This is a genomic window from Streptomyces sp. NPDC002573, assembly GCF_042889625.1.
GTDB classification, from domain to species: Bacteria; Actinomycetota; Actinomycetes; order Streptomycetales; family Streptomycetaceae; genus Streptomyces; species Streptomyces gibsoniae.
Genome location: NZ_JBIARC010000008.1, coordinates 44,565 through 62,026, shown reverse-complemented (window position 1 = coordinate 62,026; position 17,462 = coordinate 44,565). Strand labels below are relative to the sequence as shown.

15 protein-coding genes are annotated in these 17,462 nt (G+C 71.1%); 6 read left to right on the top strand and 9 right to left on the bottom strand.

Annotated features, from left to right (window positions below):
* Position 1: 1 nt before the first annotated feature.
* The 4 genes from ACFYX0_RS10575 to ACFYX0_RS10560 all read left to right on the top strand — a co-directional run bounded on the left by ACFYX0_RS10575 (position 2) and on the right by ACFYX0_RS10560 (position 4,801).
* Positions 2 to 2,755, top strand: a complete 2,754-nt coding sequence (locus ACFYX0_RS10575) for an alkaline phosphatase family protein (protein ID WP_388968914.1) — start codon at positions 2 to 4, stop codon at positions 2,753 to 2,755.
* A 311-nt stretch (positions 2,756 to 3,066) separates the two neighbouring features.
* Positions 3,067 to 3,957 (top strand): NAD(P)-dependent oxidoreductase, encoded by an 891-nt coding sequence (locus ACFYX0_RS10570; RefSeq protein WP_311695589.1) that lies wholly within the window; start codon positions 3,067 to 3,069, stop codon positions 3,955 to 3,957.
* A 59-nt stretch (positions 3,958 to 4,016) separates the two neighbouring features.
* Positions 4,017 to 4,433 carry a PPOX class F420-dependent oxidoreductase gene (locus ACFYX0_RS10565; RefSeq protein ID WP_388968911.1) on the top strand — a complete coding sequence of 139 codons (417 nt, stop codon included), beginning with the start codon at positions 4,017 to 4,019 and terminating at the stop codon, positions 4,431 to 4,433.
* 92 nt (positions 4,434 to 4,525) lie between these two features.
* The gene (locus ACFYX0_RS10560) at positions 4,526 to 4,801 is read left to right on the top strand and encodes a DUF1876 domain-containing protein (protein ID WP_355917258.1); all 276 of its coding nucleotides are present in this window, start codon (positions 4,526 to 4,528) and stop codon (positions 4,799 to 4,801) included.
* Positions 4,802 to 4,897: 96 nt separating this feature from the next.
* On the opposite strand, the gene ACFYX0_RS10555 is transcribed toward ACFYX0_RS10560, so the two are convergent.
* The 6 genes from ACFYX0_RS10555 to ACFYX0_RS10530 all read right to left on the bottom strand — a co-directional run bounded on the left by ACFYX0_RS10555 (position 4,898) and on the right by ACFYX0_RS10530 (position 9,782).
* Positions 4,898 to 6,055 carry a serine hydrolase domain-containing protein gene (locus tag ACFYX0_RS10555; protein WP_388968908.1) on the bottom strand — a complete coding sequence of 386 codons (1,158 nt, stop codon included), beginning with the start codon at positions 6,053 to 6,055 and terminating at the stop codon, positions 4,898 to 4,900.
* A 92-nt stretch (positions 6,056 to 6,147) separates the two neighbouring features.
* Positions 6,148 to 6,594 carry an organic hydroperoxide resistance protein gene (locus ACFYX0_RS10550; RefSeq protein WP_355917264.1) on the bottom strand — a complete coding sequence of 149 codons (447 nt, stop codon included), beginning with the start codon at positions 6,592 to 6,594 and terminating at the stop codon, positions 6,148 to 6,150.
* A 136-nt stretch (positions 6,595 to 6,730) separates the two neighbouring features.
* Entirely contained in the window at positions 6,731 to 7,198 is a 468-nt protein-coding gene (locus tag ACFYX0_RS10545) for a MarR family winged helix-turn-helix transcriptional regulator (RefSeq protein ID WP_388968905.1), read from the bottom strand.
* 10 nt (positions 7,199 to 7,208) lie between these two features.
* On the bottom strand, positions 7,209 to 7,976 hold the full coding sequence (locus tag ACFYX0_RS10540; RefSeq protein ID WP_388968902.1) for an energy-coupling factor ABC transporter ATP-binding protein: 768 nt from the start codon (positions 7,974 to 7,976) through the stop codon (positions 7,209 to 7,211).
* Entirely contained in the window at positions 7,964 to 8,725 is a 762-nt protein-coding gene (gene cbiQ, locus ACFYX0_RS10535; protein ID WP_388968899.1) for a cobalt ECF transporter T component CbiQ, read from the bottom strand. Before cbiQ ends, ACFYX0_RS10540 begins: the two co-directional genes overlap by 13 nt.
* A 1-nt stretch (position 8,726) precedes the next feature.
* Positions 8,727 to 9,782 (bottom strand): energy-coupling factor ABC transporter permease, encoded by a 1,056-nt coding sequence (locus ACFYX0_RS10530; RefSeq protein ID WP_388968896.1) that lies wholly within the window; start codon positions 9,780 to 9,782, stop codon positions 8,727 to 8,729.
* Between the two features lie 160 nt (positions 9,783 to 9,942).
* Here ACFYX0_RS10530 and ACFYX0_RS10525 point away from each other — a divergent pair, with 160 nt between their 5' ends.
* A complete protein-coding gene (locus ACFYX0_RS10525) occupies positions 9,943 to 10,287 on the top strand; it encodes an SsgA family sporulation/cell division regulator (RefSeq protein ID WP_388968893.1) in 345 nt (114 codons plus the stop codon).
* Positions 10,288 to 10,420: 133 nt separating this feature from the next.
* On the opposite strand, the gene ACFYX0_RS10520 is transcribed toward ACFYX0_RS10525, so the two are convergent.
* A complete protein-coding gene (locus ACFYX0_RS10520; RefSeq protein WP_388968891.1) occupies positions 10,421 to 12,649 on the bottom strand; it encodes an MMPL family transporter in 2,229 nt (742 codons plus the stop codon).
* Between the two features lie 116 nt (positions 12,650 to 12,765).
* Positions 12,766 to 13,365 carry a TetR/AcrR family transcriptional regulator gene (locus tag ACFYX0_RS10515; protein WP_388968888.1) on the bottom strand — a complete coding sequence of 200 codons (600 nt, stop codon included), beginning with the start codon at positions 13,363 to 13,365 and terminating at the stop codon, positions 12,766 to 12,768.
* A gap of 332 nt (positions 13,366 to 13,697) precedes the next feature.
* On the opposite strand from ACFYX0_RS10515, the gene ACFYX0_RS10510 reads away from it, so the two are divergent.
* A complete protein-coding gene (locus ACFYX0_RS10510; RefSeq protein WP_388968885.1) occupies positions 13,698 to 17,162 on the top strand; it encodes a S41 family peptidase in 3,465 nt (1,154 codons plus the stop codon).
* Between the two features lie 66 nt (positions 17,163 to 17,228).
* Here the strand turns inward: ACFYX0_RS10510 and ACFYX0_RS10505 are convergent, their stop codons facing one another.
* Entirely contained in the window at positions 17,229 to 17,462 is a 234-nt protein-coding gene (locus tag ACFYX0_RS10505) for a hypothetical protein (RefSeq protein WP_355917291.1), read from the bottom strand.

Sequence of the window (17,462 nt, the reverse complement as noted above, 5' to 3'; positions counted from 1 at the left end):
CATGCAGGTAACTCGGCAGCGCCGGATGACCGAGAAGGAGCAGATCAGCGTGTTCGGCAGACGCGTCGGGCGCCGGACCGTGCTGGTGACGGCGGGCATCGCCGTCGCCCTGGCCGTGACGGGTACCGCCGTTGCCCAGACGCATCAGTTCGGCACCCAGCAGGTCGGCCAGGTCACCGCCGACGGACAGGTCGTCTCCGCCGACCAGTACATCGCCCCGTACGGCAGCCGCACCGTCATCAATGACGGCAAGATCATGTCGTCCTCGGTCAGCCCGGACGGCAGCCACCTCGCGGCCTCGGTCGCCGACGGCGATGCGGCGCTGGTCATCATGGACCTCAAGACCGGACAGGTGAAGCAGCGGGTCGGCACCAACGCGAAGGACGACCTGCGCATCAAGAGCGGCTCCGTCGGCCAGGAGGGCCCGACGTACTCGCCCGACGGTTCGCAGCTGTGGCTGGGCCAGAGCGACGGCTACACCAAGTTCACCGTGAACGCGGACGGCACCCTCACCAACCCGCAGACCGTCTCGATCCCGGCCGACGGCACCAAGCACGCGCTGGTGGGCGCGGCGGTGTTCTCGGCCGACGGCTCCACCGTGTACTCCGCGGTCAACGGCCAGAACCGGGTGGTCGCCATCGACGCGGCGACCGGGACCGTCAAGCAGAGCTGGGCCGTGGGCAACGCCCCCCGTGGCATGGCCATGGTCGGCAAAAGGCTCTACGTCAGCAACGAGGGCGGGCGTCCGGCCAAGGCCGGCGACACCACGATCAACTCCTACGGCACCCAGGTGCCGGCCAACCCGAAGACCGGGGCCACCACCACCGGCACGGTCAGCGTCATCGACCTGGCGGACCCGTCCGCCGCCGTGGGAAGCATCGACGTCGGTCTGCACCCGACCGCGGTGTACGCGAAGAGGGGGGCGGTGTTCGTCACCAACACCGCCGACAACAACGTGTCGGTCATCGACAGCCGCAAGAACAAGGTCGTGCAGACCATCGCCACCCAGCCGTGGCCGGAGGCGTCGGTCGGCTACGAGCCCAACGCGGTGTCGCTCACCGACGACGGTCATCTGCTGGTGACGCTCGGCCGCGCCAACGCGGTCGCCGTCTACCGCTACACCTCCCCGCAGCAGCCGGCCAGTTACGTCGGCCTGCTCCCCACGGACTACTTCCCCTCGGAGATCGCCACCGTGGGCAAGAACGTGGTCGTCTCCAACACCCGTGGTGTGGACGCCCGCCGCCCCGACAGCGCCGGCCACGGCACCCACGACACGACGTCGAGCCTGACGCAGTTCACGCTGCCGGACGACCGGGTCATCAAGGCCCAGACGGCCAAGGTCTTCAAGCAGAACGGCTGGACCCGCGGCTCGGTCACGCAGGCCCGGGGCAAGAGCCACGCGAAGCCGGTGCCGGTCCCGGTGCGGCTCGGCGACCCCTCGACGATCAAGCACGTCTTCCTGCTCGTCAAGGAGAACCGGACCTACGACCAGGTCTTCGGTGACATGCCGCAGGGCAACGGCGACGCGTCGCTGACGCAGTTCGGCGAGAACGTGACGCCGAACCAGCACGCGCTGGCCCGGCAGTTCGGACTGTACGACAACTTCTACGACGTCGGCACGAACTCCGCCGAGGGCCACAACTGGCTGATGCAGGCCGACAACCCGGAGTACACCGAGTCCTCGGCCGGCGAGTACACGCGCAGCTACGACACCGAGGACGACGCTCTGGGTCACCAGAAGTCCGGGTTCATCTGGAGCGGTGCGCAGGCGGCCGGGAAGTCCGTCAAGGACTACGGCGAGTTCCAGTCGTTCGAGAGCAAGCCGTCCGACGCGACCTGGCAGAACCTGTACTGCGACGCCAAGAACATGGACGCGACCGGGCAGAAGACCGCCTACCCCATACAGACGGGCTCGGCGATCCCCTCGCTCAACAAGGTGTCGGTCCCCGGCTTCCCGCTGTTCGACCTCAACGTCCCGGACGTGTACAAGTACCAGATCTGGAAGCAGGATTTCGAGAAGAACGGTCCGGCGGACCTGAACATGTTCTGGTTCTCCAACGACCACACCGGTGGCCCGGCGAACGCGGCCGCCGAGGTCGCGGACAACGACCTCGCGGTCGGCAAGATGGTGGACCAGATCACGCACAGCAAGTACTGGAAGGACTCGGCGATCTTCGTCGTCGAGGACGACTCCCAGGCCGGCCTCGACCACGTCGACGGCCACCGTGCCCCGGTCCAGATCATCAGCCCCTGGGCCAAGCACGGCACCGTGGACAACCACTACTACTCGCAGATCACGATGATCCGCACCGTCGAGCAGATCCTCGGGATCCACCCGATGAACCAGAAGGACAGCGCGGCCACCCCCATGTACGGGGCGTTCACCGGGCACGCGAACAACACGCCGTTCACGGCGGTGCCCAACCGGACCTCGCTGACCCTCGGCGTGAACCCCCAGCCCTCCTGCGGCTCGGACACCCCGGCGCCGCAGAACGCCAAGGCGGCGCCCGCGCCGACATCCGCGAAGGTGCCGGCGGCCCAGCAGAACGTCGCTTCGCAGTGGAAGGCCTGGGAGTCGCACCAGCGGCTGACCGGACCGAACGCCGTGCCCGACTACGCGAACCCCGAGCAGATGAACCACTTCACGTGGTACCAGACGCACAACTGGACCGAGCCGTACCCCGGCGAGAACAAGATCTACGCGCCGAACGACGTGCCGGGCGCCTACATCCCGTCGTCGGAGTCCGACGGCTGACAGAGCCTCATCGCGTCAATAAGGCCCCTGGCCGGCGTCACCGCCGGTCAGGGGTCTTTTCCTGTCCTCGGGCCGGTCCCTCACCGGGAACCGGACCAGTGGACCCCCGATGGCCGGCGCTCCTACCGTCGACGCGTCGCCGAGTGGCGACGGCACACACCGCGTCCGACGATGCAGCCAGAGGGCCATCCGCTCGCAACGGCCGCCAGGCCCGGCTCGCCACGCTTGTGCGCGCCGCCGCCGGGAAGGTTCACGGTTGAACTGACACGCCGAGCCGCAGTGTCGACCGTATGGATCAGGAAGTTGAGGTCATGACCGACAAGCTCACCGTGAGCGTCCTGGGCACCGGGATCATGGGGGCCGCGATGGCCCGCAACATCGCTCGCGCCGGACACACCGTCCGCGCCTGGAACCGGACCCGTGCCAAGGCCGAACCGCTGGCCGCCGACGGCGCGCAGGTCGTCGAGACGCCCGCCGAGGCCGTACAGGGCGCGGATGTCGTCCTGACCATGCTCTACGACGGCCCCGCGGTCCTTCAGGTGATGCGCGAGGCCGCCCCCGCTCTGCGCCCCGGCGCCGTCTGGGTCCAGTCGACGACGGTGGGCCTCGACTCCGTCGGCGAGCTGGCCGGCTTCGCCCGGGAGCACGGACTGGTGTTCTACGACGCCCCGGTGCTCGGCACCCGCCAGCCCGCGGAGGCCGGACAGCTGACCGTGCTGGCCGCGGGCCCCGCCGCGGGCCGGGACACGGTCGCGCCCGTCTTCGACGCGGTCGGCGCCCGCACGATGTGGATCGGCGAGGACGGTGCCGAGGCCGGTGCCACCCGTCTGAAGCTGGTGACCAACAGCTGGGTCCTCGCGGTGACCGCGGCGGGCGGTGAGGTGCTGGCGCTGGCCCGGGCCCTGGACGTGGACCCCGGGAACTTCTTCGATCTCGTCGGCGGCGGCCCGCTCGACATGGGCTATCTCCGCGCCAAGGCCGAGGTGATCCTCGGCGACAAGCTCACCCCGGCCAGTTTCGCGGTGACGACCGCGGAGAAGGACGCCCGCCTGATCGTGCGGGCAGGGGAGAGCAACGGCGTCCGCCTCGACGTGGCCGCCGCGACCGCCGAGCGGATGCGGCGCGCGGCCGAGCAGGGCCACGCGGACGAGGACATGGCCGCCGCCTACTTCGCCAGTTTCGACGACGACCCCCGTTCGTGACCGCGGTCCCCCTCCCCCGACCACAGCCCCGTCCCTGTCCCCGAAGCCGAGGAGTCCCCATGTCCAAGCCGCCCCTTCCCGCCGAGGCCGTCGAACTGCTGCGACGCGCCAACCCCAGCGTCATCGCCACCCTGCGCTCGGACGGCGCGCCCGTGTCCACCCCCACCTGGTATCTCTGGGACGACGGCCGCGTGCTCGTCAACATGGACGAGGGCCGGGTCCGGCTGAGGCATCTGCGCCGGGACCCGCGCGCCACCCTCACCGTCCTCGACGGGAGCGACTGGTACACGCACGTCACGCTCGTCGGCCGGGTCACGGAGATGTACGACGACGAGGGCCTCGCCGACATCGACCGCGTCTCCCAGCACTACATCGGCAAGCCCTACCCGAGGCGGGACCGGGCGCGCGTCAGCGCCTGGATCGAGGTCGACCGGTGGCACGGCTGGGGCGAGTTCAAGGACAACGACCAGGCGTGAGCCGATGCCGGCGCGGCGCCGGACCCGCTCAGACCGTGCGTCCGAGGGCGAGGAGGAGCACCCTGGAATCAGCGGTTCCGGAGGTGATCGTCATGATGCACACCGCAGTCGGATGGCATGTGGAGCTGGAATTCGAGGAAGATGACGAGCGGACGCGGGCGGCGGCACTCGTGCGGCTTCCCGACGGGAACGAGGTACGGTCCCGCGGGTACGCCAGCCGCCACCACACCGACTCCAATCAGCCCCGTGTCGGGGAGGAGATCGCGGGGGCGCGCGCACTGAACGAGCTGGCGATGCAGCTCCTCACCAAGGCGCACGAGGAGATCGACGAGGCGTCGGGCAGGACCTCCCGCCCACTGACGCACTGAATCCCCAAAGCGATGCCCGTACGCGACCACGCGTCCGGGCATCGCCGCACCCGGTCCCGCGCCGCCCCGGACCGCCGTCCGCGCCGTCCGGACCGTCTACGCCAGCGACGTGCGCACCGCGCGGACCAGCGCCTGGGCCCTCGGGTCCGCCGTCACACTCTTGCGGAAGCCGTTGGTGACGTAGCCGAAGGCGATGCCCGACTCGGGATCCGCGAAGCCGAGCGCCCCGCCGCGGCCCGGGTGGCCGAAGGAGCCGGGGCCGAGCAGCGGGGACGCACCGCCGTGCAGCATGTAGCCGAGGCCGAAGCGGGTGGTGACCACCAGCACCCGGTCGGGGCCCGCCGACGCCTCCGCACGGGCCTGTTCCCTCGTCTCGGGGGCGAACAGCCGTATCCCGTCGACCCCGCCGTTCAGCGCCGCGTAGAAGCGCGCGAGACCGTCCGCCGTCGCCACGCCGTTCGACGCGGGCAGGACCGCCGCACGATAGGCGGGGTCGTTCTCGTCGGGCTGCGGGGTGATGGCGGCGAAGGCGCGGCAGGTGAGGCTCCCGGGGTCGGCGTACGCCTCGGCGACCGCGCGCTTGGGCCGGGCGCGCAGCGCGCCGTCCTGCGCCGGCGCCTCCACCGGACCGACCCGCCCCACCCGGTGCGCCTGCGCCTCGGGCAGGCCCACCCACAGGTCCAGGCCCAGCGGCCCGGCGATCTCGGCGGCGATCCACTCGCCGATCGAACGACCGGTGGTCCGCCGCACCAGCTCGCCCGTCAGCCAGCTGTACGTCTGGGCGTGGTAGCCGTGGTCCGTGCCGGGCTCCCAGGCGGGCGCCTGCGCGGCCAGTACGGCGGCGGCGAGATCGGGGTCGGCGGCCTCGGCGGGCGTGAGCGTACGGTCGAGCGCCGGTACCCCGGTGCGGTGCGCCAGCACATGCCGCACCAGCGCGTGCTCCTTGCCCCGGGCCTTGAACTCCGGCCAGTAGGCGCCGATCGGCGCGTCCAGGTCCAGTTCCCCGCGCTCGGCCAGCATCAGCAGGACGGCCGCGGCGACCCCCTTGGTGGCCGAGCGCACGATCTGCGCGGTGCCCCGCTCCCAGGGCCGCGTCCCGTCGACGTCCCGGGTGCCGCCCCACAGGTCCACGACCTTGCGCCCGTCGCGGTACACGGCCACGGCCGCCCCGCGCTCCCCCAGCGTCTCGAAGTTCCGTACGAACGCGTCCCTGACCGGCTCGAAGCCCTCGGCCACCACGCCGTTCACGTCCACGCCCACGTCCGCATGCCCTTCACTCGTTGACTCGCCTGCGACAGTCAGTGAAACAAGGGCGTGCGGCCTTCGATTCCTCGCCCCCCAAGACGTCAGCCGAGCACAATCGAGACGTCGATGTTGCCGCGGGTGGCGTTCGAGTACGGGCAGATCTCGTGGGCCTCGTCCACGAGCCGCGCGGCGACCTCCTGGTCGAGCACGGGCAGCGAGACGCTGAGCGCCACCGCGAGCCCGTAGCCGCGCTGCCTGTTGGGACCGATGCCGACCTTGGCGGCGACCGTCGAGCCGGACAGGTCGTAGCCCGCGCGGTTGCCGACGAGGATCAGCGCGTTGTGGAAGCAGGCGCTGTAGCCCGCCGCGAACAGCTGCTCGGGATTGGTGCCGTTGCCGTCGCCGCCCAGCTGCGGCGGCATCGCGACCCTCAGCCCGATCTGCCCGTCCTGGCTGGTGACATAGCCGTCCCGGCCGCCGTGCGCGGTGGCCTCGGCGACGTACATGATCTTCGTAGGGCGGGTGTCGACGGCGGCACCTTCGATCACGGCAGGACCTCCCCCAGAGCGGGAACAGCGACGGGCAACACAAGTGTGTGCAAGTACATCGTGCACAAGGTAACTCGCCGGTAGGCAGCCCGCGTACGCAGGGGGCGGGATATGTCACGCGCCCCGGAACACCAGGTCAGCGGGTGCGGCCCGCGGCGTTCTCCGCCCTCTCCGCCAGCCGCCACAGCTCCTCGCGCAGCCGGACCACGTCACGGTCGCCGAGTCCGGACGCCGTCTGGAGCGCGCCGGGCACGGGCTCGGCGCGCTCCTTGAGTTCTTCGCCGCGCCCGGTGAGGGCGACGAGCACCGAGCGCTCGTCGTACGCCGAGCGCTCACGCCGTACCAGACCCGCCGCCTGAAGCCGCTTGAGCAGCGGGGAGACGGTGCCGTAGTCGAGCCGCAGGGCCCCGGCCAGCTCCTTGATCGTGGTCTGGCCGCGCTCCCAGAGCACCAGCAGCACCAGGTACTGGGGGTAGGTGAGCCCGAGTTCGTCGAGGAGCGGACGGTACGCGGCCGTGACCGCGCGCTGCGCCGCGTACAGCGCGAAGCACAGCTGCTCGTCCAGCAGCAACGAGCCCTCGCTCCGATGGTCCTCGTTCGTCATCCGCCCATTGTCACGGACGGCCCGCGCCCGTCGGGACGGTTCGGGGATCGAAACCGAAGGGCAGCTCCAGCCGGTGGGCGGTCATGAGCGCGTCGTCGGCGAGCAGCTCGCCCGTCCGCCCGTCGGCCGCGATCACGCCCTCGCTGAGGATCAGAGAACGCGGGCACAGCTCCAGCGCGTACGGCAGGTCGTGCGTGACCATGAGGACCGTGACGTCCAACGACCGCAGGATGTCGGCGAGTTCGCGCCGCGAGGCGGGGTCGAGGTTCGACGACGGCTCGTCCAGGACGAGGATCTCCGGCTCCATGGCGAGGACCGTCGCCACCGCCACCCGGCGGCGCTGGCCGAAGGAGAGATGGTGCGGCGGGCGGTGCTTGAAGTCCGCCATGCCGACCTGCGCGAGGGCCCGGTCGACACGGGCGTCGAGCTCCGCGCCCTTCAGCCCGGCCGTCGCGGGCCCGAAGGCCACGTCCTCGCGGACCGTGGGCATGAAGAGCTGGTCGTCCGGGTCCTGGAAGACGATGCCGACCTTGCGGCGGATCTCGGCCATGTGCCGCCTGCCGACGGGCAGCCCGGCGACCGTCACCGAGCCCGCGCCGGCGGTCAGGATGCCGTTGAGGTGCAGGACGAGCGTGGTCTTCCCGGCGCCGTTCGGCCCGAGCAGCGCGACCCGCTCGCCGCGTGCGATCGAGAAGTCGACGCCGAAGAGGGCCTGGTGCCCGTCGGGGTACGCGAAGGCCAGTCCGGCCACTTCCAGCGAAGGTGTCACAGGGTCCATCCCAGCAGGCAGACGACGAGGGCGGCGGAGGGCAGGGCGAGGGCACGGGACCACTGGGCGCGGGACGCGGTCACCTCGTCGATGACCGGCATGGACCCGGCGTAGCCACGGCTGGCCATCGCCAGATGCACCCGCTCACCGCGCTCGTAGGAGCGGATGAACAGCGCCCCCGCCGACTTGGCGAGCACCCCCCAGTGCCGCACGCCCCTCGCCTCGAAGCCGCGCGACTCCCGGGCGATCCGCATCCGCCGCATCTCGTCGGTGATCACATCGCCGTAGCGGATCATGAAGGACGCGATCTGCACGAGGAGCGGCGGGAGTCTGAGCCGCTGCAGCCCGAGGAGCAGTTCGCGCAGTTCGGTGGTGGCGGTGAGCAGTACGGAGGCGGCGACGCCGAGCGTGCCCTTGGCGAGCACGTTCCAGGCGCCCCACAGACCGCCGGCGCTCAGCGAGAGGCCGAGGACATGCACACGCTCGCCCTCGGCGACGAACGGCATGAGCACGGCGAAGGCGACGAACGGGATCTCGATCAGCAGCCGCCGCAGCAGGAACCCGGCGGGGACCCGGGCCGCCCGGGCGACGAGGCCGAGCAGCACGGCGTACAGCGCGAACGCCCAGACGGCCTCGCGCGGCGTCGACACCACGACCACCACGAACGCGAAGACGGCGGCGAGCTTGGTGTGCGGCGGCAGCGCGTGCACGGGTGAGTGCGCGCGCAGGTGGAGCCGGCGCGTGTGGCCTGCCCCCATGTCAGCCGGCCTCGGCGGGTTCGCCGCCGCGGCGCCTGCGGACCGCCCAGAAGACCGCGCTGCCCGCGACGACGGTGACCCCGACACCGATCACGCCCGCGAGGCCGCCGGAGAGCCGGGCGTCGCCGACGTCCTTGACGGAGTAGTCGGCGAGCGGGGAGCCGGCGCTCGCGTGCCGCTCGGCCTTCCGGTCGATGCCGTGGTCGGCGGCCACCTTCTCCAGGCCGTCGGGGCTGGCTGAGGCGTAGAAGCTGACGAAGCCGGCGAGGACGAGGGAGGCCCCCAGACCGGAGATCCACAGGCCGCGGTGGCGGGGGTACCGCCCTGCCCGGGCGGAGCCGAGAGCCTGGGGGACGGCGGGTGCGGCCGCGTCGACCAGTTCGCCGCCGACCCGCAGCTTGATGCGCTGCCCCAGGCCCCGGGCCCCGTGCACGAGGTCGGGCCGTACGGCGATGACCGCGCCGACCGTGAGGGCGGTGATGACGGCCTCGCCGATGCCGATGAGGACGTGGACCCCGATCATCGCGGTGGCGACCTTGCCGATCGAGACATCGGTGGTGCCGCCGACCGCGTAGATCAGCGTGAAGGCCATGGAGGCGGCCGGGACGGAGACGAGGGCCGCGACGAAGGAGGCGACGGTGACCGAGCGACGGGTGCCGGGCAGGATCCGGACCAGCCCGCGGAAGACGGCGTAGGCGACGACCGTCGTCACCAGGGCCATGTCGGTGATGTTGACACCCAGGGCGGTGAGGCCGCCGTCGGCGAAGAGGACGCCCTGCATGAGCAGGACGACGGAGACGCACAGGATGCCGGCGAACGGCCCCACCAGGATGGCGGCGAGCGCCCCGCCGAGCAGATGACCGCTGGTGCCGGCGGCGACCGGGAAGTTCAGCATCTGCACGGCGAAGATGAAGGCGGCCACCAGGCCGGCCAGGGGGGCGGTCCGTTCGCCGAGTTCGCGCCGGGCGCCCCTGAGGCTGACCGCCAGGGCACCTGCGGCGAGGACGCCGGTCGCGGCGGAAGCAGGCGCGTTGATGAATCCGTCGGGCACATGCACGCTGGGAGGATACCCGCTTATTGCGAATATATTGCAAGAGCTTGGGGAAAGCTGAAGCCACTGACAGGCGACAAGCGCCGCTTTTGTCCCGTTGTGCAACATTGGAGAGGAAGCGGATGTGCAGATTCTGCTCGGGTGACTCAGCGTGAGGAGCGGTCCGATGTCCGTGGTGGAACAGTACGCACGAGCCCATGTGGTCACCGACTCCCCGGAAGCGCCGGACGCGGTCCCCGTGATCCTGCGCTACGACCCGGACCAGGATCCCCGCTCCGTCCACGTCGGCCTCCCAGGCCCTCATGAATGGGCCTTCTCCCGGGACCTCCTGGAGAAGGGCCTGCGCGCCCCGGCGGGCCGCGGTGACGTCCGCATCTGGCCGTGCGGCCGGGTCCAGGCGGTGATGGAGCTGCACTCGACGCGAGGGGTCGAGGTGGTCCAGTTCGAGTCCAAGGAACTGGTGCACTTCCTGCAACGGACCTATCTGGCGGGCACCACCTCGGTCCGCTGAGCAGGCCCGTCACCGACGGGGCTGAAAAGACCGGCGCTGAGCACCGCTTCGGCGTACGCGGCAGGGCGCCCCACCCGGTGGTGGGGCGCCCTGTTGGTGTCCGGAGGCCGGTGCCCCCTTCAGGATCCGGTGATCAGACCCGCACCAGCTCGCGGTCCTGGTCCGCGTCCGGGTCCCGGCGGTCGGCATCGGCCCGGATGCGCAGCCCCTCGCCCTCGACGTCCACGTTGGGCAGAACACGGTCCAGCCACTTCGGCAGCCACCAGGCCCTGCGGCCGAGGAGCGCCAGGACCGCCGGGACGAGCGCCATACGGACCACGAACGCGTCGAAGAAGACCGCGATCGCGAGGCCGAAGCCGATCATCTTGATCATCGACTCGCTGGAGCCGATGAAGCCGGAGAAGACGGCGATCATGATGACCGCGGCCGCGGTGACGACCCGGGCGCCGTACTTGAAGCCGGTCACGATCGCCTGCCCGGGAGTCTCCCCGTGGACGTAGGCCTCCCGCATCCGGGTCACCAGGAAGACCTCGTAGTCCATCGCCAGACCGAAGACCACGCCCACCATGAAGATCGGCATCATCGACATGATCGGGCCGGTCTCCTCGACGCCCATCAGGCTGGACAGCCAGCCCCACTGGAAGACCGCGACCACCGCGCCGAGCGCCGCCGTCACCGAGAGCAGGAAGCCGAGCGCCGCCTTCAGCGGGACCAGGATCGAGCGGAAGACCACGATCAGGAGGAGGAAGGCGAGACCCACCACCAGCGCCAGATACGGCAGCAGGGCGTCGTTCAGCCGCTGCGAGACGTCGATGTTCATCGCCGTCGTGCCCGTGACCAGCAGCTTCGCGTCGGTGTCCGCCTTGATGCCGGCGCCCGCGTCCCGGATGCCGTGCACCAGGTCCTCCGTGGTGGTGGAGGACGGCTTCGAGCCGGGGATCACGGTGATCATCGCGGTGTCACCGGACTTGTTGAACGTCGCCGGCGTCACCGTGACGACGTCCTTCATGCCCTTGATGTCGTCGGTCACCTGGGTGACAGCCGACTTCGGGTGGTCGCTCGCCTTCGCGTCGACCACGACCATCAGCGGCCCGTTGAAGCCGGGGCCGAAGCCCTCGGAGAGCAGGTCGTACGCCCGGCGCTGCGTGGTGGACGTCGGCTGCGAACCGTCGTCCGGCAGCCCCAGCTGGAGCTTGGACGCGGGCACGGCCGCGGCACCGAGCGCCACGACGCCCAGCAGCAGAACGGCGAGCGGGCGGCGGACGACGAAGCTCGCCCAGCGCGTGCCCATGTTCGGCCGGTCCTGGCGGGCGGCGGCGGCCCGGCCCCCGCCGAGCAGCTTGCTCTTCTCGCCCGCCGGCTTGACCTTGCGGCTCGCGTAGCCCAGCAGCGCCGGGATCATCGTCAGTGCGATCAGGACCGCGATGGCGACCGTGCCCGCCGCGGCGACGCCCATCTTCGTCAGCATCGGGATGTTGACGACGGCCAGACCCACCAGCGCGATCACGACCGTCAGACCCGCGAAGACCACCGCCGAGCCCGCCGTGCCGACCGCACGGCCCGCCGCCTCCTCGCGCTCCCGGCCCTCGGCCAGCTCCGCGCGATAGCGGGAGACGATGAACAGCGCGTAGTCGATGCCGACCGCGAGGCCGATCATCATCGCCAGCGTGGAGGTCGTCGAACCCAGGTCCAGGGCGCTCGCCAGGGCGGTGATCGTGGAGACGCCGATGCCGACGCCGATCAGGGCGGTCAGCAGGGGCAGTCCGGCCGCGACCAGCGAGCCGAAGGTGATGACGAGGACGACCGCCGCGACCGCGATGCCGATGACCTCGGTCGCACCGGTCTCCGGCACGGCCTGCAGCGCGTCACCGCCGACCTCGACGGTCAGCCCGCCGTTGCGCGCGCTCTGCGCGGCCTGCTTCAGGGCGTCCTTGGAGGCGTCCTTCAGCTCCATGCCGGAGACCTTGTACTTCACCTGGGCGTAGGCGATGGTGCCGTCCTTGCTGACGGCGTGCGCGGCGAACGGGTCGGCCACGGAGACGACCTCGGAGCCGTCGCGCAGGTCCCTGACGGTCTTCTCGACGACGGCCTTGTCGGCCTTCGCCGTCACCTTCTCGCCGCCCGGCGCCTTGAAGACGACGCGAGCGGTCGCCCCGTCGGCGCTCATCCCGGGGAAGCGCTGCTCCAGCAGGTCGAAGGCCTTCTGGGCCTCGGTGCCGGGGATGGAGAAGGAGGAGGAGCCCGCTACGGGGGCGCTGGCGGCGCCGACACCCGCCAGCGTCAGCAGCGCCACCCAGATCAGGGCGACGAAATGCCGTCGCCGGAAGGCCAGTCGGCCTAGTCGATAGAGAAACGTGGCCACGAGGACGTACTCCCGGTCAGGTCGTGGGGTGTTCAGGGCAGGGGTGATCAGCCCGACGACGTGAGCGGTGACGTCAGTTGGGGGCTAACTGGGGGGACTGGTCAGGTGAGGTCCGGTCAGGTGGTGGGGACACCGAGGGCGGGGAGGACCACGGCGTCGAGGTACGACGTGAGGAAGGGCTGGGTCGGCGGCTGATTCTCGATCAGCGCGCGGGTGACGAAACCACCGACGAGCATGTGCACCAGGAAGTCCAGTGCGGGGCAGTCCGGACGGATCTCACCCCGGTCGACGGCACGCCGCAGCACCTGCTGGAACGCCGTCATCTCGGGTTCGATCAACTGCTCCCGGAACGCCTGGCGCAGATCGTCGTTGTGGTGCATCGCCATGGCGACACCCCGCATCAGGGCCGAGTTCTGCTCCATCGTGCAGTCGTCCTCCCGCGCCACCAGGGCGTGCAGGTCGCCGCGGATCGAACCGGTGTCGATCTCGTCGAGGCGGCTCGGCTTGTTGTGCCGGAGAGCCTTGACGACCAGTTCGGCCTTTCCGCCCCACTGGCGGTAGAGGGTGGCCTTGCTGGACCGGGTGCGGGTGGCCACGGCGTCCATGGTCAGGGCGTCGTAGCCGACTTCCCGGAGCAGTTCGAGCACGGCCTCGTACAGCTCGGCCTCGCGCTCGGGGGTGATCCGACTGCGCCGCGCCGTCGCGATCTCAGTCATACGGCTCACCTTCCTGCTCCGCGTCCGAAGCGGCACGCTTCGAACGACACGGTTTCGTACACCACGAAGATACCCCGCCACGCGAACGAAACGAAACCGTTTCGTACGTGTCCTGTATCACGAGCCCGGCACTCAACCGAAGCGCGCCGTCGGGGCGCTCCGGCGGGAGCGCCCGCGGTGCGCGAGAAGTCCGCGAGCGCTCGGCGGGAGAGGCGCGCAGGGGCCGTGGGTACTCGCAGGGGCGCACGCCCGGGCATCGTCAGGGCGCGCGCCGCGACCACCTGAACGGCCCACAAGTTGCCGCAGCCCGTCGGCAGGAAAAACATGAGTAGGTGAGCGACACGAGCGACGTGCACGAGAACGCCCCCGGCTACCTGCGCTTCCCGCACCTGCACGGCGACCGGCTCTGCTTCGTCGCCGAGGACGACCTGTGGGTGGCCCCGCTGGAGGGGTCGGGCCGGGCCTGGCGGCTGACCGTCGACCGCACGAAGATCGGCCATCCCCGTTTCTCGCCCGACGGCCACCGCATCGCGTACACGAGCTGGCGCAGCCTGGTCCCGGAGATCCATCTGACCCCGGTGGACGGCGGTCCCAGCCGCCGGCTCACCTACTGGGGCAACTCCGACACCCGGGTCTGCGGCTGGACACCCCCCGAGCCGGACGGCCACTCCGACATCCTCGCCGTCGCCTCGCACGGCGAGCCCTTCACCCATTTCAGCTGGGCCTACAAAGTCCCCACCGACGGCGACCCGGGCGGCAAGCTCCCCTGGGGCCCGGTCTCCGACATCGCCGTCGCCGATGTGGCGGGCGAACACATGACCCTGCTGCTCACCGGCGCCGCACCCCATGAACCGGTGTCCTGGAAGCGCTACCGGGGCGGCGCGACGGGTCGGCTCTGGCTGCACGGGCAGCGGTTGCTCGCCGACCTCGACGGCCATCTCGACTCCCCGATGTTCGTGGGCGGGCGGATCGCGTTCCTCTCCGACCACGAGGGCATCGGAAACCTGTACTCGTGCGCCTACGACGGCTCGGACCTGCGCCGCCACACCGACCACGACGCGTTCTACGCCCGGCACGCGTCCAGCGACGGTACGCGGGTGGTGTACCAGTGCGCGGGCGACCTGTGGATCGTCGACGACCTGTCCCCCGACTCGGTCCCCCACCGCCTGGAAATACGTCTGGGCGGGCCGCGCGCGGGGCGCCGCAAGTACCAGGTGCCGGCCACCCAGCACGTGGACGGCATCGCGGTCGACGAGACCGGGCGGGCCAGCGCGGTCGTCGTCCGCGGCAGTCTGTACTGGCTCACCCACCGGGACGGCCCCGCCCGTACGATCACGGACACCCCCGGCGTCCGGGTGCGGCTTCCGGAGATGCTGGGCGACTCCGGGCAGGTCGCCTATGTCACCGACGCGGAGGGCGACGACGCGATCGAGATCGTGTACCTGCCGCGGGCCTCCGGGGACCGCGCGCCGCGCCGGCTGGCCTGCGGACAACTGGGCCGGGTCCAGGAGATGGTGGCGGACCCGCAGGGCGAGCGGCTCGCGATCGCCTCCAACGACGGCCGGCTGCTGCTCGTCGACACGTCGGATCCGGAGGCGGAGGCGGAGGCCGGCGGGACGACGGAGGCCTCGGAAGCCGGAAACGCCGAAGACGCCGCAGACACCGAGCAAGCGGACGAGGCCAAGGGTGCCGAAGAGGCCCAGGGTGCCGAAGAGGCCGAGAAAGCCGAAGCAGCACAGGAAGCCGAACCGGACGCCGCGCCGCAAGAGTCCGCGGCCACGGGCGGCACGGTCACCGAGCTGGTCCGGTCGGTCAACGGCCCGGTGCGGGACCTGGCGTTCTCCCCGGACGGGGCCTGGCTGACCTGGTCGCACCCGTGGATCGGCCGGTCGCTGAGGCAGATCAAGCTGGCGCGGATCCAGGACCGGCTGGTCGTCGACGTCACCAACGGCCGCTTCGAGGACGAGAATCCGGTCTTCACCCGCGACGGCCGCTATCTGGCGTTCCTGTCCTGGCGCGGCTTCGACCCGGTGTACGACGTGCACACCGGGGACCTGTCCTTCCCGCTCGGCTGCCGCCCGTATCTGGTTCCGCTGTCCTCGGCGATCCCCTCCCCCTTCGCGCTGAACCCGGAGGGGCGTCCCGCGGCCGGCGGGCTCGACCCGCTGGAGGAAGAGGAGGGCGACGGGGTGGTGACCGTCGAGGTCGAGGGCCTGGCGAGCCGGGTGACGCCGTTCCCGGTCCCGGCGTCGAAGTACTCCTCGCTGTACCCGGTCGCGGGCGGGGGCCTGGTCTGGCTGCGCTGGCCGATCTCGGGCGCGCTCGGCGAGACGTTCCTCAACCCGGACGACACCTCCGGCCGGCCCACCCTGGAGCACTTCACCATCAGCAAGGCGAAGAAGTCCGAACTCGTCGGTCATCTGGACTGGTACGCGGTGAGCGGGGACGGGTCGCGGCTGGTGGTCGTCGACGAGGGCGAGCTGCGCGCGGTCCCCTCGACCGAGCCCGGCGACAGCGACACGACGGTCTGGATCGACGCGCGCCGGATCATGCACGAGGTGGATCCCGGGGCGGAGTGGCGGCAGGCGTACGCGGAGGCGGGCCGGATCATCCGGGCGTACTTCTGGGAGCCGGACATGTGCGGGATCGACTGGGACGCGATCCTTCAGCAGTACCGTCCGCTGGTCGAACGGGTCGCCTCCCCGGACGACTTCGCGGATCTGCTGCGCGAGGTGCTGGGCGAGCTGGGCACGTCCCACGCCTATGTGTCACCGGCCCGGCGCAACGAGGGTCCGGCGCACTACCAGCGCTTCCAGGGGCTGCTCGGCGCCAACTTCGTGCGGCGCGACGGCCATTGGGTGGTGAAGAGGATCCTGCCGGGCGAGTCCTCGGACTCCAAGGCACGCTCGCCGCTGGCGGGCATGGGGATCCGGGAGGGGGCCGTGCTGACCCATGTGGACGGGCGTCCGGTGGATCCGCTGACGGGACCGTATCCGCTGCTGGCGGGCGCGGGCGGCACGACGGTCGAGCTGACCTTCCGGCCGGCCGAGGGCGGGGGACAGCCGCGCAGGGTCGCCGTGATCCCGCTGACCGACGAACGGCCGTTGCGCTACCAGGACTGGGTGGCCAAACGCCGCAAGGTGGTACGCGAGTTGAGCGGCGGTCGCTGCGGCTATCTGCACATCCCCGACATGGGCGGATCGGGCTGGGCGCAGTTCAACCGGGATCTGCGGATGGAGGTCTCGCTGCCGGCGCTGATCGTGGACGTACGGGGCAACGCGGGCGGCCACATCAGCGAACTGGTCATCGAGAAGCTGACGCGCAAGATCCTGGGGTGGGACCTGACCCGCAACGCCCAGCCGGTGTCGTACACCTCGAACGCGCCGCGCGGGCCGATCGTGGCGCTGGCCGACGAGGCCACGGCCTCCGACGGCGACATGATCACGGCCGCGATCAAGCAGCTGAAGCTCGGCCCGGTGGTGGGCCAGCGCACCTGGGGCGGGGTGGTGGGCATGACGGGCCGCCACCGTCTGGGCGACGGCACGGTGATCACGGTCCCGATGAACGCGGCCTGGTTCAACGCGTACGGCTGGTCGGTCGAGAACCACGGTGTCGCCCCCGACCTGGAGATCCTGCGCACCCCGCTGGACTGGGCGGAGGGCCGGCACAAGCAGCTGAGCGACGCGGTGGAACTGGCCCTGGAGCTGCTGCACACCCAACCGGCGGCCGAGCCGCCGGACTACAGCGACGTCCCGGACCGGACGCGTCCGAAGCTGCCGCCACGGACCGGGGGTTAGCAGCGCACCGACGTGGGGCGCCCTCCGGAGGGGACGCCCCACGCGGGGTCGAGGCCGGGCGGCCGACTACATGTCGTAGTCCTGGTTGAGGCGGTCCTCAGCCTCGTCCTGGAGCCGTCGCGTGTCCTCTTCGCGCTGCCGGCCGCGCTCCTGAGCCTGCTGGCCACGCTCCCGCGCCTGCTGCTGGCCGCGCTCCTGAGCCTGCTGGCCACGCTGCTGCGCCTGCTGCTTGCCCTGCTGCGCCTTCTGCTTGGCCTGCTGCTTCATCTGCTCGGCCTTGTCCTGGAACTGGTCCTTCAT

Excerpts from the sequence above, each read along its gene's own strand:
- ACFYX0_RS10575 (WP_388968914.1), top strand. The coding sequence starts at position 2 with ATGCAGGTAACTCGGCAGCGCCGGATGACCGAGAAGGAGCAGATCAGC.
- ACFYX0_RS10570 (WP_311695589.1), top strand. The coding sequence starts at position 3,067 with ATGACCGACAAGCTCACCGTGAGCGTCCTGGGCACCGGGATCATGGGG.
- ACFYX0_RS10565 (WP_388968911.1), top strand. The coding sequence starts at position 4,017 with ATGTCCAAGCCGCCCCTTCCCGCCGAGGCCGTCGAACTGCTGCGACGC.
- ACFYX0_RS10560 (WP_355917258.1), top strand. The coding sequence starts at position 4,526 with ATGATGCACACCGCAGTCGGATGGCATGTGGAGCTGGAATTCGAGGAA.
- ACFYX0_RS10545 (WP_388968905.1), bottom strand. The coding sequence starts at position 7,198 with ATGACGAACGAGGACCATCGGAGCGAGGGCTCGTTGCTGCTGGACGAG.
- ACFYX0_RS10540 (WP_388968902.1), bottom strand. The coding sequence starts at position 7,976 with ATGGACCCTGTGACACCTTCGCTGGAAGTGGCCGGACTGGCCTTCGCG.
- cbiQ (WP_388968899.1), bottom strand. The coding sequence starts at position 8,725 with ATGGGGGCAGGCCACACGCGCCGGCTCCACCTGCGCGCGCACTCACCC.
- ACFYX0_RS10525 (WP_388968893.1), top strand. The coding sequence starts at position 9,943 with ATGTCCGTGGTGGAACAGTACGCACGAGCCCATGTGGTCACCGACTCC.
- ACFYX0_RS10515 (WP_388968888.1), bottom strand. The coding sequence starts at position 13,365 with ATGACTGAGATCGCGACGGCGCGGCGCAGTCGGATCACCCCCGAGCGC.
- ACFYX0_RS10505 (WP_355917291.1), bottom strand. The coding sequence starts at position 17,462 with ATGAAGGACCAGTTCCAGGACAAGGCCGAGCAGATGAAGCAGCAGGCC.